The organism is Arthrobacter sp. ES3-54, from assembly GCF_029504395.1.
Lineage (GTDB): Bacteria > Actinomycetota > Actinomycetes > Actinomycetales > Micrococcaceae > Arthrobacter.
Map to the genome: position 1 here is coordinate 326094 of NZ_JAQFIF010000002.1, position 18988 is coordinate 345081.

Consider the following 18988-nt stretch of genomic DNA (forward strand, 5'->3'; position numbering starts at 1 on the left):
TCGGTCCTCCCCGCCAGGCACCGCCCGGCGTGTCAGGCCAACCCCGGATCCACCGTTATTCGTACACTCCCGAGGCGAACAATCCGATCGAGTATGTGGATCGGTCCTGGCCGGCCGCCCCCTGGCAGCGGGGAGCGTACATGGCCGTGCCGGCAGCTAGGCTGGTTCCTTTCGCTTTACTGTTGCGCCATCAGTCGGGCTATATCGGCGTCGTGGTCGCGGATCAGCTCGCCCGACACCTCGATGGTGACCGAGTGGATCGTGCCCGTGAACGTGAACGGCGGCTGATAGCTGTCGGTGGCCGGAGCGCCGAAGTCGTAGCCACAGCTGAGGCCCTCGAGTTCGAAGAGGAGCGGCGTGGTGTACGGGAAGTCTGCGGTCCCGACTAGTCTGCCGTCGATGTAGAGCTGGGCGCGTCCGGGCGTTCCTTTGCCCACCTTGAGGTCAGGCGGACCAGTGGGCTCGAATTCGTAGCGAACGGCATGCCGTCCCGGAAGCAGCGGTTCGGACGAGGAAACCTCGAACTGTTCGCGTCCGACATAGTTGTACAGGTACCGCGGGCGTCCGTCGTCCACGAAGAAGGTGTAGCCGCCGGCGTCTCCGCCCTGCGCGATGAGAACGCCGCTGGCGCCGTCGGCCGGAATCTCGACGTCTGCCTCGATGGAGTGGGGCCGATTGTAGATGGGTGGCGCCGCGAAGGCCGGGACCAACGAGGTGTGCGGGCGATAGATGAAGCGGGTGCGGGGCCTCGATGTCTGCGGACGCTCCGTCGCCAGACGTGTCTGTAGCGAGCCGTCCAGCGGAAGTACTTTGTACTTCTCGGCTTCCTCCCACCAAAGGGCAATCAGCTCGCGGAGCTGGTCGGGGTGCTCGGCAGCAACGTTGGATGACTCTGTGGGATCCATGTTGATGTCGTACAGCTCCCATCCGCTCGCGTCGAGCTGCTCGAGGACCTCCGGCGTGATCGGCTCACCCATCCGGCGACCCATGGCGGCGGCCTCAGTGTAGTTCGGCCCCGGCCAGGGACACACCGCCCGCCACCCGTCGTGGTAGATCGCCCTGTGGCCGAACATCTCGAAGTACTGCGTCGTATGGCCTGCCGGCGCGTCCGCCGCGTCGAAGGAACCGGCGAAGCTGACCCCTTCGATCGGTGTCTGGGTGACCCCACGCACGGCGGCCGGCGGCTCAACACCAAGGGCGTCGAGAACGGTCGGCACCAGGTCGATCGCGTGGGCGTACTGGTCGCGGACTTCGCCGCGGGCCGCGATCCTCGCCGGCCAGGCGACGACGAACGGGTCGGTCGCCCCGCCGCGGTACGTCTCGCGCTTCCATCGGCGGAACGGCGTGTTGCCCGCCCAGGTCCAACCCCACGCGTAGTGGTTGTACGTCCGCGTGCCGCCCAGCTCGTCGATCATGGCAAGATTATCGTCGAAGTTCTCGGGGACCCGATTGAAGAACAGCATCTCGTTGAAGGAGCCCGTCACGCCGCCTTCGGCCGAGGCGCCGTTGTCTGAGATGACCATAACCAGCGTGTTCTCGAGCTCGCCGATCTGCTCGATAGTGTCCAGCACGCGCCCGAGGTGGTGGTCCGCGTGCGAGACGAAACCGGCGTAGACCTCCATCATGCGGGCGTACAACCGACGCTCGTCGTCGCTCAGCGAGTTCCACTCCGGAACATCAGGGTCACGTGGCGATAGTTCGGCGTCGGCCGGGAACAGGCCAATGTTCTTCTGCTGGGCGAACACCGTTTCGCGGTAGGAGTCCCAGCCTTCGTCGAACCTGCCGCGGTAGCGGTCGGCCCAGTCCTTCGGCACATGATGCGGAGCGTGTCCGGCCCCGGTGGCGTAGTACATGAAGAACGGCTTCTCCGGCGCATTGGCCTCGCTGTCCAGGATCATCTTGATGGCCTGGTCCGCGAGGTCCTCGCTCAGGTGGTAACCGTCCTCGGGCAGCCGCGGCTGGCGAACCTGCGCGTTGTCCTGGATGAGGTCGGGATACCACTGGTTGGTCTCGCCGCCAAGGAACCCGTAGTAGCGCTCGAATCCTCGCCCAAGAGGCCGGCGGTGGAAGGGTCCGGCCGGGGAGTTGTCCTCCGTCGGCGACAGGTGCCACTTGCCCACACAGAACGTGTTGTAGCCGTGGTCAATCAACATCTCGGGCAGCATGCCATTCTCGAATGGCATCCGGCCGTCGTAGCCAGGGAAGCCGGTTGCCAACTCCATGATGCAGGCGACTCCGTTGGAGTGATGGTTGCGGCCGGTCAGGATGCACGACCGGCTCGGCGAACACAACGCAGTCGTGTGCATGTTCGCGTACCGCAGGCCGCGCGCCGCGACACGGTCGATGTTCGGTGTCTCGACCAGTCCACCGAAGCAGGAGAGCTGTCCATAGCCCACATCGTCGAGAACGACGAGCAGCACGTTCGGTGCACCTTCGGGGGCCCGTTGGGGAGCGGGCCAGGCCGGCTCCGACTCCTCGACAGTCCGCCCGGCCACGCCGGGGAACCGGTCTCCTGGCGTGTACTCCCTGATTGTCATGGGGCTCCCCTGGGTAGTTGCTATGGTGGCTCGCCATTCACTCTGCTCCGCCCCATCAACCTCCGCCTCACCCCAAAGGAATGAACCGCGGCAATTCAAAACCGTCCGCGACCTCATGCGCGCGATCCGCCGGGTCATCGGCGGGGCACAAACACTCCCCGGGTCGGCGGAGAAAGCCCATGCGGGGGGAGATTCCGCTGCCGGGCCCGCTGAACGGCTCCCGGCGCATCGACTGGTCGGTTACGGCCAGGTCCGAGGAACACCTGGCCCAGTGGACGTCGGACGGTGTCTGGAACGATGCCGCGGTAGCAGGTAGCATCGGCTCAAGCCATGGCGCGCGGCAACCGGGTCCTCATCTGACGGAGCAGCTGGCCCATGCGGAACGGAAAGGACAACGCCCGGGATGCCCGTAACGCCGACGATGCTGCGTGTTCCGGCCGGTGAGTTCCTGATGGGATCGGACGCGTTCTATGCCGACGAGGGACCCTCACACCGGGTCCGCGTGCGGGCCTTCGAGCTGGATGAGCGTCCCGTCACCAACGCGGATTTCGCCGTGTTTGTTGCGGCAACGGGTTACCTGACAGTGGCCGAACGGCCGCTGGACCCGGCGGAATATCCCGGCCTTTCGCCCCGTGACCTGGCCCCGGGCGGGTTGGTTTTCACGCCTTCACCCGGGCCGGTGGATCTGGGCGACTGGAGGCAGTGGTGGCGCTGGGTTCCGGGCGCGTGCTGGCAGCAGCCGCTGGGCCCCGGATCCTCAATCGAAGGCAGGGAGGACCACCCGGTCGTGCAGGTGTCCTTCGCGGACGCTGGTGCTTATGCGGGCTGGGCCGGCAAACGGCTGCCCGACGAAGCCGAGTGGGAATTTGCGGCCAGGGGCGGACTGTCCGACGCGTTCACCTACGCGTGGGGAAACGAAGCCAGCCCGGACGGTGTGCTCAGGGCCAACACTTGGCAGGGGCGTTTCCCCTACCTCCATACAGGCGCGAACGGGTGGAAAGGAACGTCCCCGGTCGGGACGTTCCCCCCGAACGGGTACGGGCTCGTCGACATGATCGGAAACGTGTGGGAATGGACCAGAAGCTACTATTCGGCCCGCCACGACACAGGGACCCACGACCGGGTCAGCGGGTGCGCATGTAGTCCGCACCGGGACAAGGCCGCCGAAAGCGCGGAACCCGGGTCCGGCGTCCCGCGCCGCGTACTCAAGGGAGGCTCGCACCTGTGCGCTCCGGAGTACTGCCTGCGCTACCGCCCGGCGGCGCGCTCCCCACAGGCCGAGGACACGGCGACCTCGCATATCGGCTTCCGCTGCGCACGTTCCCTGCCTGCGGACCAGTAATCTGGGAAATCCCAGGCAGGCCCTGGCGGACCCGTGGTGTCCCTGATCGGGTGGATCTGGATCCTGCGTCTGGGCCGGCCCGGCCCGACGGCCGCGCCGGCGGCGGTCTCAGAAGCCGGTGGCATACTGCCGAGTTGGCGCTGTGGAAGCTGCCGGGGACGGCGGCGACGTGGCGGCCGATACTTTTCGTTCTCCTGAGACGGTTCCCCGGGTGGGGAGTGGGCGTCGTTTGGGGTGCGCATGACCCAAGAATGTCATGCGCACCTGCGGGTGCCGGGAGCCGGCTCTGTGGTGTCAGTCGCGGCGGTCGCCGCGGTCGTCCCGGCGGTCGCCGCGGTCGTCCCGCCGGTCGTCACGGCGGTCGCCGCGCCGGTTAATCCCGTGGGCGACGACAACGGCCCCGCCGACGGCGGCGGCGGTCCTGCGCCTGCGTCGTGCTGCCAGTGGCATGTCAGGCTCCTTCCTTTGCTTCTTCGGCGTCGGCCTCGAAGGCGGCGATGACGGCCTGGGTCGGGATCCGGCCACTGGCCACGAGCTGGCCGCCGGCCTTGCGGACGGCCGCGCCGAACGGAGCCGCCCACAGGTTTTCCCAGACGAGCACCGCAGCGGAGTGGCCGGGCTCGATCGTCTCGGCCAGGTCAATGACGTCCTGCTCAGAGAGCACCATGGCCAGGTCTGCCTCGGCCGTGCGCACCTCGCCGAGCTCGCTCGGGTCGAGGTCGGATATTTCGGCCGTCTCGAGCGTGCCATCGTCGGTTTTCCTCAGGAACACCATGTCGAGCACCCTGATGAGGTCACGCTTGACCAGGTCCTCCAGGAACGGGGCGATCTGGCCCTTGCCGAAGTCGGGTCCGGGGAACTCCACGACAAGCCAGTCCACCGGCCCTAGTTCATCCAGTGTCTCAGCCATACTGATGACCTCCGTTTCTCATTGGGTACAAGGCAATCCGACGGACCGCCGCAGTTCCATCCTGTGCCCCCGGTGGGGTGCGGCGCCTCATCCGCGCCGGGTGACCTCACGCACGGGCCACACGAGAGTCGTGTATCTAATCTGGCGGTTGGGGTGGTGCAGAAACGGAGTCGGTCGGCGCGGTCAGTGGCCTACGCGTTGGCGATGCGCTGGCAGTTGTCCTCGTACTCGTCGAAGACGATGTGTGCCGGGCGCCCCTCCGTGCCAGCATTGGGTGAGGCCAGCAACTCGTAGCAATTTCGTCTAATTCAAAGTGTGCACAATGTACACACGCCAAATTTGGCCAGTTCAGAGCATTGCGGCCCCGCTCCCCAAGCCGGGTGTGTGCCGCCGTTCGGCTACGGCGGCGAATCCTGACGGTCCTGCACGCGACCGGCAAGGCTGGCTCCGATCTCCACTCAACCGGGCTCAACTTTGAAATTTACTCATGGCACCCAACCCTGTCGAGAGAAATCTGGCCGCCCACCCTCGACGTTCTCAGACTCGGAAACCACCTGGTTGGCGATCAGTTCCACCCGATCGGCTGCGGTAAGCCTGTCGTCGTTCTAGATAGCAGCTACGTCCCGGCTATCTAACGCCCCCGATGTCCTCCTGGTTGGCGGCGTCCTCGGCGTGGAGATCAGCTTGGTGCCGGGCCCTCTCCAGATGGTGCTCCAGCTTCTCCTCGGCGTCCCGTCGGCGCTGGCCGACGGTGCGCATTTGCTGCGTGGTCGGTGAACTGACGTAACCCTCCCGATCGTGGCCATGCTCCCGCGGAGCCTCAGCCTTCTTCTCGCTCATACTGGAATCGTCCCACCGGCCATCCTTATAAGGAAGGATGGCCAGGGAAGCTCGGCGACAACGGAAATCACAAAAGTTCACCGGACACCGACGACGGCGGCCCTGTTGTCATCAGTATTCCCAAGCTGCTCGAGCCGGCCGACCGGTCCCCCGCGATGGATGCCCTCGGGATCCTGGCCACCAACTACAGCCTCCCTCCCGTCAACAGGCTCAAGCGGAGCTGACCGCGGCGACGGTTCGGGCCGTGGCCACAGTCGCCAGGCTCGTCGTTGCGGCGTTGCGGGGTTGCGGCCACGGCCGGACTGGCGCTTCTTCTCTGTCGGGATCACAACCGGCGGCCGGGGAATTCGCACTGGCCCTCGGATGGCTAGTCCTTCGCGTAGCTCAGGGGCGGGAAATCGCGGGCCAAATCAGACGCCGGTGTAAGCATCCAACCTTCCCTGTCCTTCTCGTAGCTAATCACCATCGGCGCCTCGGCGTCGCGGGCCGTATCCATGGCCAGCAACAACGCATCCTGCAGCCGCCGTGCATAGTCAAGCCTTTCAGCCTGTGCTCCCACGAGTTCGCTGTCGTCGATAACATGGAAAGCCTTACCTCCCGCGACCACCGTTACCGCATATCCCCTCTCCTCGTGGACCGATCCACGAGAAGTTCTAATTTCAGTGACTTTGGCGGCCCGAATCAGGCCCTGGTCGGCGGTACGAATCCACACGTCACCCATGGAAACTCCCTTGTTCTGTGGGCATCTGCAAATCTACTCCCATTTGACCCACGCGACTACGCCGCCGCGGCCGACGGATCAGGTGCCCTTGACGCATATGTGCCGCTCGTCCTCGACCCGCAGCAGCCGGCCGATCACGCTGCTTCAATTCCTCGGTCTGTTCCCGGCCGGGATTCTCGAGACCTGCCGCTGTCCCTGACTTAGTTGATTCATTTCTCCTAGCACCCCAGTGAATCCGGAAGATGCCTCGCTCTCCGGCGCAGTTACCTCAGCAGCCCCCGGTCCTCAGCCCACGCCGGCGTTGGCCAGCGGCGGTTTCCGTTTAGCCTGCAGCGGGCAGTGCGTCCGGGATGCGCGGCTTGGCGTTGCCGGCGAAGGTGAACTTCGCGTCGTCGCCTTCGCCTTCCACATCCACCACCACGATGTCGCCGGAGTGCAGTTCGCCGAAGAGGATCTTCTCCGAGAGCTGGTCCTCGATCTCGCGCTGGATGGTGCGGCGCAGCGGCCGGGCACCCATGGCGGGGTCATAGCCGCGGGTCGCCAGGAGCACCTTGGCCGCGGACGTGAGCTCGATGCCCATGTCCTTGTCCTTGAGGCGCTTCTCGAGCCGGCCGACGAACATGTCCACGATCTCGATGATCTCGTCCTGGGTCAGCTGCGGGAAGACCACAACATCGTCAACACGGTTCAGGAACTCGGGGCGGAAGTGCTGCTTGAGCTCCTCGGTGACCCTGGCGCGCATCCGGTTGTAGCCGGTCTGCGTGTCCGTGCCGGACTGGAATCCGGTGGCAACGCTCTTGGAGATGTCCCGGGTGCCGAGGTTCGTGGTCATGATGATCACGGTGTTCTTGAAGTCCACCACGCGGCCATGGCTATCGGTCAGGCGGCCGTCTTCCATGATCTGCAGCAGCGAGTTGAAGAGATCGGCGTGCGCCTTCTCCACTTCATCGAACAGGACCACGGAGAACGGACGACGGCGGACCTTCTCGGTCAGCTGGCCGCCTTCCTCGTAGCCCACGTAGCCCGGAGGGGCACCGAAGAGCCGCGAGACCGTGTGCTTCTCCGAGTACTCGGACATGTCCAGCGTGATCAGCGCGTCCTCTTCGCCGAACAGGAACTCGGCGAGGGCCTTGGCCAGTTCGGTCTTGCCGACGCCGGTGGGGCCGGCGAAGATGAACGAGCCGCCCGGACGCTTGGGGTCCTTGAGGCCTGCACGGGTGCGCCGGACCGATCGCGAAACCGACTTAATCGCCTCATCCTGGCCCACCACACGTTGGTGCAGCTCGTCTTCCATCTTCAGCAGGCGCGAGGACTCTTCCTCGGTCAGCTTGAAGACCGGGATGCCGGTGGCATTCGCCAGCACCTCGGCGATGAGGTCCTCATCGACCTCGGAGATGTCGTCCAGGCCGCCCGCCTTCCACTGGCGTTCCTTCTCTTTACGCTCGCCGGCGAGCTTCTGCTCCTCATCGCGCAGTGACGCGGCACCCTCGTAGTCGTAGGCGTCGATCGCGGATTCCTTCTCCAGCTTCATGGCGGCGATTTTCTCGTCCATGATCTTGAGCTCGGGCGGGGCGGTCATGCGCCGGATGCGCAGCCGCGCGCCGGCCTCGTCGATCAGATCGATCGCCTTGTCCGGCAGGAACCGGTCCGAGATGTAACGCTCCGAGAGGTTCGCGGCGGCGACCAGCGCGCCGTCGGTGATGGTGACCCGGTGGTGTGCCTCATACCGGTCCCGGAGGCCCTTGAGGATCTCGATCGCGTCGGCCACGGAGGGTTCCTTGACCTGGATCGGCTGGAAACGGCGCTCCAGCGCGGCATCCTTCTCGATGTGCTTGCGATACTCGTCCAGCGTGGTCGCACCGATGGTCTGCAGCTCGCCGCGGGCCAGCAACGGCTTCAGGATCGAGGCCGCATCGATCGCACCCTCGGCGGCACCGGCACCCACCAGGGTCTGGATCTCGTCAATGAACAAAAGAATGTCCCCGCGGGTGCGGATCTCCTTGAGGACCTTCTTCAGGCGCTCCTCGAAGTCACCACGGTAACGCGAGCCAGCCACCACGGAGCCCAGGTCCAGGGTGTACAGCTGCTTGTCCTTGATGGTCTCCGGGACATCCCCACGCACGATCGCCTGGGCAAGGCCTTCAACGACGGCGGTCTTGCCGACGCCGGGCTCGCCGATCAGCACGGGGTTGTTCTTGGTGCGCCGGGAAAGGACCTGCATGACGCGTTCCATTTCCTGCTCGCGGCCGATCACCGGGTCCAGCTTGTTCTCGCGCGCCGCCTGGGTCAGGTTGCGGCCGAACTGGTCCAAAACAACGGAACCAGAGGGAATCGCTTCAACGTGATCCTGGCCGGGGCCTGGGGTCCCCTTGCCCTGGTAACCCGAGAGCAGCTGGATGACCTGCTGGCGGACCCGGCTCGGATCCGCGCCGAGCTTGACGAGCACCTGGGCGGCAACGCCCTCGCCCTCCCGGATGAGGCCGAGGAGGATGTGCTCGGTACCGATGTAGTTGTGGCCCAGCTGCAGGGCCTCGCGCAGCGAGAGCTCCAGGACCTTCTTGGCACGAGGGGTAAAGGGGATGTGGCCGGAAGGCGACTCCTGGCCCGGGCCGATGATCTCCTGGACCTGCTCGCGGACACCGTCGAGCGAAATGCCAAGGGACTCAAGGGCTTTCGCGGCAACACCTTCACCCTCATGGATCAGACCCAACAGGATGTGTTCGGTACCAATGTAACCGTGGTTCAGCATGCGTGCCTCTTCTTGGGCAAGCACAACTACGCGACGGGCACGGTCCGTAAATCTCTCAAACATTTCGCCACACTCCTGGCTGCCCCCATACCTTGATGCTACGTCGCCTCAGGCCCGCTTGGGGCGTTCGCCGGAGGCAGGATATTAGAGAGCCGGATTCAGCTGACGTCAGCGCCCGGGAACGAACGCTCCTGGGAAGCATTCATCGCCGACCTCACCACACCCGGATCACCGCCGCCAAGGACTGGCCGAAGAACTCCTGCGCCCCCGGGCCTATGTCCCGGAGGAAGCTCTGCATCGTCGGGGGCCTGAATCCTCGCACCCTGGCGGCTTCAGCGAACGCGGTTTCGTAGTGGGGCCAGAACTCTTCGATCGCTTGGTCATCGGTGGCGGCAACGTGTCCGGGCGAATGAACGCCGACGGGGCGCTTGGGCTGGCCGAACTCAGCCAGGCCCGCCGGAACAGCCCCGCGAAGGGTGCAAAGCGTGTTGTTTCCCCGCCAATGATCGCGATCGTGAGGGAGAAGCCGTACCGTGCGGCGCCCACCACCGACTCGGGGCTGATAGTTTCGGAGGTCGTACCCGAACAGCAGGACTCGGTGCTTGATCCTCGTCCCAGGATCGGTGGGCACCCGAAACTCCCTATCCCCCGTCTTCGGGAACATTCAAATGACCGCGCGCACCTAACGGTCCTACTTGACAATATTTTTGAGTGCACTCAAAATTGAATAGGCTCATTTTTAGCCTACCGCACGTCATAGAGGAGCAGCACGCCATGAGGGCATTCGTCGTCACCAAGTACAAGGAGCCGCTGCGCGCAGCAGACGTCCCTGAGCCGACCGTCGGCGACCGCGATGTGCTGGTCCAGGTCCAGGCAGCTGGCCTCAACCAATTGGACGAAAAGATCCGCCTGGGTGAGTTCAAGCAGATCCTCCCGTACAAGCTCCAGCAGGTCCTCGGCAACGACGCCGCCGGCACCGTCATCCGTGTCGGGGCAAAGGTGCGCGGATTCAAGCCCGGTGACGAGGTCTACGCCCGCCCCGACAAAGACCGCATCGGCACGTTCGCCGAGCGCATCGCCATCACCGAGGCCGATCTGGCACTGAAACCTGCATCGATCAGCATGGAGGAGGCCGGCTCGCTACCGCTGGTTGCACTTACGGCGTGGCAGGCCCTCGTTGAGCAAGGCAGCGTGCGGCCGGGGCAGAAAGTTCTCATTCACGCCGGGGCCGGCGGGGTCGGGTCGATCGCGATCCAACTCGCCAAGCACCTCGGCGCCACCGTCGCGACCACCGCAAGTGCCTCCAATGCCGACTTCGTGCGCGACCTCGGCGCGGACACGGTGATCGACTATCGCACGCAGGACTTCGAGCAGTTCATCACCGGGTACGATCTGGTGCTCGACAGCCTCGGCGGGGAGAACCTCGTGAAGTCACTGCGCATCCTGAGGCCCGGCGGGAAGGCGATCGGAATCGCCGGTCCGCCGGACCCGGCGTTCGCGCGCAAAGCCGCTCTGAACCCTGTGCTGCGCCTGGCCATCGCGGGGCTCAGCAGCAGGATCCGGCGGCAGGCGAAGAAGCTCGGCGTCAGCTACGAATTCCTCTTCATGCGTGCCAGCGGCGACCAGTTGCGCCAGATCACCGCCCTGGTTGACGACGGCGTGCTGCGCCCGGTCGTGGGGCAGGTCTTCGACTTCGCCCAGACCCCACAGGCGCTCGAGTCGCTGGCCAAGGGCGGCCTCCGCGGCAAAGCCGTCGTCACCCTTCCCTCCTGAGCCGCCGGCAGCCATTCACCTCACAGAACACTTAGGAGGACAACCAGCATGAGCAGCTTCACCACCCCGAACGGCTCTGTCGTCACCTCGTACGCGGAGGCGGCCACACGCACCATCACCGCCGGTGGCGTTACCTACGCATACCGCGAGCTGGGGCCCAAGGCCGGCATCCCCGTCGTATTCTTCGTGCACCTCGCCGCGACCCTGGACAACTGGGACCCCCGCATCATCAACCCCATCGCGAAGAACCGCCACGTCATCACCTTCGACCAGCGCGGTGTCGGCGCCTCCACCGGGCAGGTTCCCGACAGCATCGAGGCAATGGCCGATGACGCCTACACCTTCATCAAGGCCCTCGGGTTCGACCAGGTCGACGTCTTCTCCTTCTCAATGGGCGGCATGATCGCCCAGGACCTGGTCCTCAAGCATCCCCACCTGGTCCGCAAGGTCGTGCTGGCCGGCACCGGGCCGCGCGGCGGCAAGGACATGGACAAGGTCGTCGGCACCACCTACTGGGACATCGTCCGCGCGGCCCTGACGCGCGCGGACCCGAAGGAGTTCCTGTTCTTTAACCGCAACACGGCCGGCAAACCGGCCGCGAAGGCGTTCATCAAGCGCCTGCAGGAGCGCACGGTCGACCGCGACAAGCCGATCAGCACCAAAGCCTTCCAGACGCAGCTGAAGGCAATCCAGAAGTTCGGCCGCTCCGCGCCGTCGGACCTGTCGAAGCTCACCCACCCCACCCTCATCGCCAACGGCGACAACGACCGCATGGTGCCGTCGATCCTGTCCGAGGACCTGCACCGGCGCATCAAGGGATCCGAGCTGATCATCTACCCCGACTCGGGCCACGGCGGCATCTTCCAGTTCCACGACCGATTCTCCCCCGTCGCCGTAGAATTCCTCGCCCACTGACCAGCACGTACCCGACAAGATCCCGCCAACAGAGCAGAGAGGCACTGTGGCTGTGCCCGCCCGTGAATACGGGCGGGCACAGCCATTGGCGTGGGACGGCGTCGCGCTGGCCAGCTCCAGTAGGCACTCCGAACGCGTCAGCTGAGGAGTAGGCACTTCGAACGCGTCAGCCGAGTGAGTAAAATATTTGCGCCCCGCGGCCGTGCTCGATCTGCTGACCCGCCAGTTCCTTCGGCTCATATTGGGGCATCGTAGGCCGCGGCGTCCTTTGACAGGGGTGGTGCCACCGCGCTCACTTTTGGTGAACGCGGTGGCGCCGGTTGTTCGCCTATGCGTGCGTGTCCACCAACTGCGGGTAGACCGCTTCGAGGGGTGCGCTGAGTCCGGCCTTGAGCTGGACAGACGTGTCATCGGCGAGGACCTCGTACTCCCCCGCCTCCATGGCCTCGAATACGGTGCGCACCAGCACGGCCGGGTCGAGCTTCGGGTCGGTGGCGTGCGCGGCCATCGCGGTGTCGACGTATGCGACGTGGACGCCGACGACGTGCACGTCGGCGGGAGCGAGTTCGAGGCGGAGGGAGTTAGTCGCGGACCAGAGGGCGGCTTTGGTGGCGCTGTAGATGCCGGCGACGGCGTACCAGCTCAGGGCCGAGTGGATGTTGATGATCGTTGCTTCGTCCTTTGCTGACAGGACCGGAGCGAATGCGCGGGCTACGAAGAGCGGACCGAGGAAGTTCGTCTCGACGTTGCTGCGGATTTCCTCGTCCGTGTGGGTGAGGATCCCGGGGCTGGAGACCGACGCGCCGGCGTTGTTGATCAGCACGGTCACATCCGGTGCCGCCTCGACCGCTGCCTGGATGGAGGCCGAGTCGGTGATGTCCAAGGCGAGCGGAACGATGCGCTCGTCGTTCCAAGTGCGGGGTGTGCGGGCGGAGGCATAAACCTTTGCAGCTCCCCTGGCGAGGGCTTCGTGGACGAACTGCGTGCCGATTCCGCCGTTGGCTCCGGTGATGAGGACGACAGCTCCGTTGAGTGAGGGCATGAGTTTCTTCTTTCTGATGGTTCTGCTGGGTAGGGGGTGTGTGATGTCGGTGGCGTGCGGCCCGCGGCAGACGATTAGGCGTGTGCCAGAGCGGGGTAGTCGGTGTACCCGGCCGCGCCGCCGCCGTACAGAGTGGCCGGGTCCAGCTCGTTCAGCGGCGCGCCGGTGCGCAGGCGCTCGACAATGTCGGGGTTCGCCAGGGCGAAGCGGCCCAGCGGCGCGATGTCCGCGAGCCCGGCGTTGATGTCGTCGGCGATCTGCTCGCGGTCGCGCCCGTACCGGACGACGAGGATGGCCGCAGGCCACGCGTCGCGGAAGGACCGCAGCAGTTCGTCGTCACCGAGGTGGTGTACGTGCAGGTACGCAAGGTTCAGGGTGGCGAGTTCGCCAACCAGGTGGAGGTACTGAGTCCGGACGTCGGCGGGGTCCCCTTCGTTGATTCCGCCCAGCGGGAACGCCGGTGAAATGCGGATGCCGGTCCGGTCTGCCCCGATCTCCTCGGCCACCGCGCGGGCGACCGCGACGACGAACCGGGACCGATTCTCCACCGATCCGCCGTATTCGTCCGTGCGGTGGTTCGAGTTCGGCGAGAGGAACTGGTGGAGCAGGTACCCGTTCGCGCTGTGGATCTCCACGCCGTCCGCTCCCGCTGCGATAGCGGAGGCTGCGGCGTGGCGGAACCCGGCGATGGTGGCCTGGATGTCGTGGGCGCTCAGCTCACGCGGCACCGGGGTCTCCTGCGGGCCCGTTGGAGTGAACATGTCCTGCTCGGCCGAGATCGCCGACGGGCCAACGGGCTGACGGTGGTGCGGGGTGTTATCCGGGTGCGACATCCGGCCGACGTGCATCAGTTGGATGAACAGGGCTCCGCCGCCTGCATGCACCGTGTCGGCGATCTTTCGCCATCCCCCGACGTGTTCGGGAGTGTAGATGCCGGGGGTGTTCAGATAGCCCTGGCCATCCTCGGACGGCTGTGTGCCCTCGGTGATGACCAGCCCAAGTGAGGCGCGCTGGCCGTAGTACTCCGCGGCCAGCTCGCCAGGGGTGCCGTCAGGGTTCGCGCGGCTCCGGGTCAGCGGGGCCAGCGCGAGCCGGTGCGGCAGCTCCACGCTGCCGAGAGTGAAGGGCTGCCAGAGGGAGGAAGTCATGCGTGCGATCCTTTGCGTCGTGGGGTTTCGGCGCCACTACCTCGCGTGGTCGGACGTCAGGCTCCGCCCTTGCGTGGGAGAATGAACGAAGAAAATTCAAACCCACACAGTAGTGACTACACTCATAACTGAGTGCAGTCAGAATATATTCCGGAGGATACTCACCATGTCTCTCGCCTCCCAGCCGGTCGGACGGCGCGAGCGGAACAAGCAGCAAAAGCTGGACCGCATCACTGCCGCGGCCAGCGAACTGTTGGCCGCACACGGCATCGAGGACGTCACGACCCAGCAGATCGCCGACAAAGCGGACATCGGCACCGGGACTCTGTTCCTTTACGCCAAGACCAAAGGCGAGCTGCTCCTGCTCGTGCAGAACGCCCACTACGCCGAAGCGCTTCAGCGAGGTCGGGCTGATGCTGCAACCATTCCTGGAGTCCTCGATGCGGTGCTGGCAATCGTACGGCCGATCGTGGAATGCAACCGCGTCCAGGTCGACAACGGACGCACATACCTGCGGGAGATGGTCTTCGGCGATCCCACGGAGCCCCGACACGCTGAAGCCCTCTCCATCGTCGCGCAGACCGAGGAGGCCATCGCTGCCGTCCTGGGCAGGCACCCGCTGGTCGGTGCGCACGATGCCGCAACGACGGCACACGTCGTCACCGCCATCATGTTCCTCAGCATGGCAGCAAGCGTGAACGCCGCATTGAGCATCGACGAGATTGTGCAGGACATCCGGACCCAGGTCGGCGTGCTGCTGTCTCGCTGACGCCGTCGGCAAGAACTTTCGGGCGCTTGCTGGCGTAAGCGCCCTCGGCGGAGCGGCGTTCCGACGCCGGCCCGGGCGGTCGGCGCGAACAGCAGCTGCCCGCACCGACGTCCGGATTTCCGCCGGCCGCCTGTCGTGGATCGGCAGGCGCCATTCGTCAACGACCTCGTGGCCAACGTAGGGCCAGGGACCGCGCCCAGCTGGTGCCTCAAAAATTCTCAAAAATCCCCTTGCTCCAGTTTCACACCAGTGCTATAAAAAATCTATGCCAGCCACCACAGATAATCGGCTGAGGTGGAATGACAGGATCGACTGCAAGGAGTGAATAGACCATGCTGATGCGTACCGACCCGTTCCGCGAGCTCGACCGGCTCGCCCAGCAGGTCCTTGGCACCACGGCCCGCCCCGCGGCCATGCCCATGGACGCGTGGCAGGAGGGGGAAGAATTCGTCGTCGCGTTAGACCTGCCCGGAGTCTCCGTGGATTCGGTGGACATCGACGTCGAACGCAATGTCCTCACGGTCAGGGCAGAGCGCAAGGGCCTGACGGGTGAAAATACGGAGCTGATCGCCGCCGAACGTCCCCGGGGTGTCTTCAGCCGCCAGCTCATCCTCGGCGACGCGCTCGATACTGAGTCCGTGAAGGCCAGCTACGACGCCGGGGTACTGACGTTGCGGATCCCGATGGCCGAAAGGGCAAAGCCACGGCGCATCGAGATCACCTCTGAGCAGAACGAGCGTCAGGAAATCAACGCAGCCTGACCCACCCCAGGGTCAGGCTCGCAGGACGGGAGCACTCTGCCGGCCGCCGGAATAGTAAGGGCGATGCAGAGAAGCCACGCCACCGCGCCACTTCCGCACCGAAATACGGCTCCGACGGTGCATCCCGCACCGATGGTCCCCGGCGCGGCTCCGGGCGCGGACAGGAACAGAACAGCAGACGGGAGCCTGGACCATGAGAGAGCACAGCCGGGATCCATACGAGGTTCTCCATCTGGGTCCTGCGGCGACGGCCCGCGAGGTCGCACGCGCCTACCGGTCGCTGATGCGGACCCTTCATCCCGACACCCGCGCCGCCGAGGCCGTGCGCGCAGATCCGAACTCCTGGGCGCTGGAACTGCAGAAGATCATGGATGCCTACGCCGTTCTCCGGGACCCCGCCAAGCGGGCCGCCTACGACCGGCAACGGCGGGAGTCGCCGCCGGAGCCTCCGCCACCGCAGCGGGACCCCGGTCCTTCCGGCCCTGACCTCCTTGACACCGGGCCCTGGACGGCAGATCCTGTGGTGGATACCGCTGTGAACAAGCCCTAGACCGCCGCCGTCCGCTTACCACACGATTCGGGAATGGTAACCGCGCCGCGAGCGCCTGGCGCCCGTACGATGCCCATCTGATGCCGGCGTTTACGAACGCTTTGAACAACGCTGGGGCAAGGGAACAGCCCCGTTCCTGGACCCCGAGGTACACGAACCCCTCCCCCGGGCGCAATGGATCAACCCGGACTCCGGTGCCGCGGTGGCCGTAGTCCCCAACTGGGCCGACGAGCCCCGGCACCGCTCCTTCGGCGTTTTCTCCCGCCCGCCGGGGACATCTGCGGGCTGCACCCCGGACACGCGACGTACATCGAGTCCAGCCCGACGGATACCGACGAACAGATCACCCTCCGCAACGATGCCTTCAGAGTAGCCGTCAATCACGCGAAGGAATTCATCTACGGCACCCGGCCCTAGACCACGAACCGCGCCACTCTCAGGTACAGGCGGGGAACGAAGCCATCCTGGGGCAGCTTCCCTCCGCGGGCCGCCGGAGGTGGGCGCCGGATGGGGCATCCACAGACGATCGGCGCCCGGGGTGCCGGTCTTGCACACTACTTATCAGGTCTGTAACTCAGAAGTGTTTCGGTGAGGGCCTCATGCATGGGGGTTGCCTCGAGACCGAGCTTGTCAGCGATTTTTGTGCTGTCGACGATGAAGGGTTCCTCGAATTGGTACTGCATTTCCAGGAGTTCACGAACAGTGGGGTTGATGAGGCTGAGGCCGCGCAGGAGCAGCGGCGGCACGGCGCGGAGCCTGGCGCGGGGCTGGCCGGCAAGTTTGTAGATCATGTCGACGAGTTCTCGTGTCGTGCGGGTTTCGGGGTCGTTGGGCAGGTGCCAGATTTCTCCCGGGGCGTCGGGGTGTTCGCCGAGCACGGCGAGACCTTCGCCGATGTCAGGGATGTAGGTGTAGGTGTGGGGCTGGTCCGGGTTGCCGAGCACATTGGCGGTTTTCCCGGCCAGGGCTGCGGGGAAGACCCGGTCGCCGAGGTTGGATTGGGCACCGCCGCGGGGGCCGAAGTAGTCGGAGGCGCGGCCGATGGCGACCTGGACGCGGCCGGCGTCGTGGGCCGTGAGGAGTTCTTGCGACATCCTGGCCCTGAGTTGGCCCTTCTTCGTATGGGCGTTGTTTGCGCGGGTTTCCGTTAGCGGGTGTCCGTCGGGTCGTCCGTACATGTAGACGTTTTCCATGCTGACCAGGCGGGCGCCGGTGGTTTCGGCGGCGGCGAGAACACCGGACTGCAGGGCTGGGAACTGCGTGCCCCACTCGGGGTACGGCGGGTTCATGGTCTGATAAACGACTGCGGCACCGCGGGCTGCGTCGGCGGCGAATGCGGGATCGCTGGCGTCCCCGCCGGCGACTTCGACGCCGTCGGGGACGCGTGCCTGTCCTGACCGGTTCACGAGCCGGACGGTTCGGCCGCGGCGCCGGAGGGCGTCGAATGTGGCGAGACCTATGGCTCCGGTGCCGAAGATGACATGCAGTCCCGCGCTCATGCTGTTGCCTTCGCGGCAGGCTGTTCCGGGCGATGTTCCGTGGCGGGCCGGACGGGTATGAGAATCTGGAGCAGGAGGCCGGCGATTGCGGTGACGACGATTGCTCCGCTGGCGCCGAAGACGATGAATTGCTGGCCGACCTGAATCATGGCCAGGGTGGTGACAGTCCACCCCAGGGCCCATAACGCTGGCATGGCCGCGGCCCAGATCCAGCGCAGGTGCGCCCGGCGGGGCAGCGCCAGGGCCTGGTGGCAACCGAGGACGAGTCCGTTGATGGCGCCCATGAGGACAAGATCGGCGAGGGAGGTGCGGTAGCTGACGGCGGCGGCGCCGAGGAATAGTCCTGCGCTCATGCCGATGGTAGTGGCGGGGATCCATTTTCGTGCCTGCAGCCGGCGACTGCTGGTGAGTGTCTGGCCGGCACCGAGGATGAGGCCGGCGATGGCTCCACCGGCCAGGGCGGCCAGAGGGCCGTCCACGCGTCCTATGACCGCGCTTCCGGCGAACCCGGCCAGCGGCAGCGCAAGGAATCCGGCGGTCCAGAGTAGCCAACTGCGGAGGAACGTCGTTCGGGATGCTTTGATGCGGTTCATGGCGATCAATTCCTTTTCCCGGTCGTTGAACTGTCGGGGTTCTGTGGGTGCTGACGGGGAGGGAGTAGCGGAGGGGGTCGTGGCTGTGGAGCTGCGGCGGGCGGAGCGCACCAGGATGCAAACGCCCAGAGCGGCCACCCACAATCCCCAGCCCGTGCTGCCGAGGAGGCCGGCCAGGTCCCAGACGGGGAATCCAGGAACGGCGGTGGCAAGGATGTCGCCCTGATTCAGTAGGTAGACGATGCTGACGAGGAGCCCGGCGGCACCGAGCCAGCGCGGGAGGATCCCGCTGCGCAGGATGATCACGCTGAGTGTGACTGACCACGCGATGATAAGCAGCTGGCCCAGGTGTTCTCCCAGCAGCGCCCCGCCGAACTGGTGCTGGGCTGTCCAGGCGGCGTCCACCGCCGCACGTGTCGTTGCATCACCCGTCACGTAGGAGCCGGCCAGGGGCGGAACGACGAACACCCAGCGCAGGAACCCGATCAGAGACAGGAGCACCGAAGCAGCACCGACGTAGGTGGCGACCCGCAGGGCCGGATTTTCGCGGAGGCCGAGAGCTGCGGGCAGCAACAGGACCGGTACGGCAAGGAGCCCGTAGGTCCAGGCCAACGCAAACCAGGTCCATACCAACGTGGGTCCGCCGGCAGCGAAGGCCGGCAGCACAACGCTGGCCGGTTCCCGCAGGATGTCCGGCCAGTCAAACGTCACCGAGAGGGTCGTAGCTGCTGCCGCGAACGTAAGGGCGCTCAGGACGAACAATCCGCCGGTAACCCGTAGGAGGTTCCTGTCCGGGTAAGTGGTTGTCATATGTCTGTCTTTCAGAGAATGTTGCACGC

Annotated in this window: 16 protein-coding genes and 1 pseudogene; 7 read left to right on the plus strand and 10 right to left on the minus strand. The window is 65.7% G+C overall.

Going from position 1 to position 18988, the window contains the following annotated elements; all coding sequences use genetic code 11:
- Window positions 1-176: 176 nt before the first annotated feature.
- Window positions 177-2537: an arylsulfatase gene (locus M2428_RS04595; protein WP_277524150.1), complete on the minus strand. Its 2361-nt coding sequence runs from the start codon at window positions 2535-2537 to the stop codon at window positions 177-179.
- A gap of 403 nt (window positions 2538-2940) precedes the next feature.
- On the opposite strand from M2428_RS04595, the gene M2428_RS04600 reads away from it, so the two are divergent.
- Entirely contained in the window at window positions 2941-3879 is a 939-nt protein-coding gene (locus M2428_RS04600) for a formylglycine-generating enzyme family protein (RefSeq protein WP_277524151.1), read from the plus strand.
- A 294-nt stretch (window positions 3880-4173) separates the two neighbouring features.
- On the opposite strand, the gene M2428_RS04605 is transcribed toward M2428_RS04600, so the two are convergent.
- The 5 genes from M2428_RS04605 to M2428_RS04625 all read right to left on the minus strand — a co-directional run bounded on the left by M2428_RS04605 (window position 4174) and on the right by M2428_RS04625 (window position 9162).
- Entirely contained in the window at window positions 4174-4329 is a 156-nt protein-coding gene (locus tag M2428_RS04605) for a hypothetical protein (RefSeq protein ID WP_277524152.1), read from the minus strand.
- 1 nt (window position 4330) lies between these two features.
- Complete coding sequence (locus M2428_RS04610) at window positions 4331-4789, minus strand: DUF6325 family protein (protein WP_277524154.1); 459 nt, start codon at window positions 4787-4789, stop codon at window positions 4331-4333.
- Between the two features lie 627 nt (window positions 4790-5416).
- Window positions 5417-5629: a hypothetical protein gene (locus tag M2428_RS04615; protein ID WP_277524156.1), complete on the minus strand. Its 213-nt coding sequence runs from the start codon at window positions 5627-5629 to the stop codon at window positions 5417-5419.
- 367 nt (window positions 5630-5996) lie between these two features.
- The gene (locus M2428_RS04620; protein WP_277524157.1) at window positions 5997-6350 is read right to left on the minus strand and encodes a hypothetical protein; all 354 of its coding nucleotides are present in this window, start codon (window positions 6348-6350) and stop codon (window positions 5997-5999) included.
- A 322-nt stretch (window positions 6351-6672) separates the two neighbouring features.
- Window positions 6673-9162: an ATP-dependent Clp protease ATP-binding subunit gene (locus tag M2428_RS04625; protein ID WP_277524159.1), complete on the minus strand. Its 2490-nt coding sequence runs from the start codon at window positions 9160-9162 to the stop codon at window positions 6673-6675.
- 711 nt (window positions 9163-9873) lie between these two features.
- Between M2428_RS04625 and M2428_RS04635 the strand changes: the two genes are divergently transcribed.
- Window positions 9874-10872 carry an NADP-dependent oxidoreductase gene (locus M2428_RS04635; protein WP_277524161.1) on the plus strand — a complete coding sequence of 333 codons (999 nt, stop codon included), beginning with the start codon at window positions 9874-9876 and terminating at the stop codon, window positions 10870-10872.
- 48 nt (window positions 10873-10920) lie between these two features.
- Window positions 10921-11787: an alpha/beta hydrolase gene (locus M2428_RS04640; protein WP_277524164.1), complete on the plus strand. Its 867-nt coding sequence runs from the start codon at window positions 10921-10923 to the stop codon at window positions 11785-11787.
- 328 nt (window positions 11788-12115) lie between these two features.
- On the opposite strand, the gene M2428_RS04645 is transcribed toward M2428_RS04640, so the two are convergent.
- On the minus strand, window positions 12116-12829 hold the full coding sequence (locus tag M2428_RS04645) for an SDR family oxidoreductase (RefSeq protein ID WP_277524166.1): 714 nt from the start codon (window positions 12827-12829) through the stop codon (window positions 12116-12118).
- A 74-nt stretch (window positions 12830-12903) separates the two neighbouring features.
- Window positions 12904-13977, minus strand: coding sequence for an alkene reductase (locus M2428_RS04650; RefSeq protein ID WP_277524168.1), 1074 nt, complete (start codon window positions 13975-13977; stop codon window positions 12904-12906).
- Window positions 13978-14143: 166 nt separating this feature from the next.
- Between M2428_RS04650 and M2428_RS04655 the strand changes: the two genes are divergently transcribed.
- From M2428_RS04655 to M2428_RS04670, 4 genes and pseudogenes are all read left to right on the plus strand, one after another.
- A complete protein-coding gene (locus M2428_RS04655; RefSeq protein ID WP_277524170.1) occupies window positions 14144-14746 on the plus strand; it encodes a helix-turn-helix domain-containing protein in 603 nt (200 codons plus the stop codon).
- Between the two features lie 332 nt (window positions 14747-15078).
- Complete coding sequence (locus tag M2428_RS04660; protein WP_277524171.1) at window positions 15079-15507, plus strand: Hsp20 family protein; 429 nt, start codon at window positions 15079-15081, stop codon at window positions 15505-15507.
- A 193-nt stretch (window positions 15508-15700) separates the two neighbouring features.
- A complete protein-coding gene (locus M2428_RS04665) occupies window positions 15701-16057 on the plus strand; it encodes a J domain-containing protein (RefSeq protein ID WP_277524173.1) in 357 nt (118 codons plus the stop codon).
- A gap of 80 nt (window positions 16058-16137) precedes the next feature.
- Window positions 16138-16474, plus strand: a pseudogene (locus M2428_RS04670) (hypothetical protein).
- 137 nt (window positions 16475-16611) lie between these two features.
- On the opposite strand, the gene M2428_RS04675 reads toward M2428_RS04670, so the two are convergent.
- The gene (locus tag M2428_RS04675; protein WP_277524174.1) at window positions 16612-17556 is read right to left on the minus strand and encodes an NAD-dependent epimerase/dehydratase family protein; all 945 of its coding nucleotides are present in this window, start codon (window positions 17554-17556) and stop codon (window positions 16612-16614) included.
- Window positions 17553-18959, minus strand: a complete 1407-nt coding sequence (locus M2428_RS04680; protein ID WP_277524176.1) for a DUF4386 domain-containing protein — start codon at window positions 18957-18959, stop codon at window positions 17553-17555. Before M2428_RS04680 ends, M2428_RS04675 begins: the two co-directional genes overlap by 4 nt.
- Window positions 18960-18988: the final 29 nt, after the last annotated feature.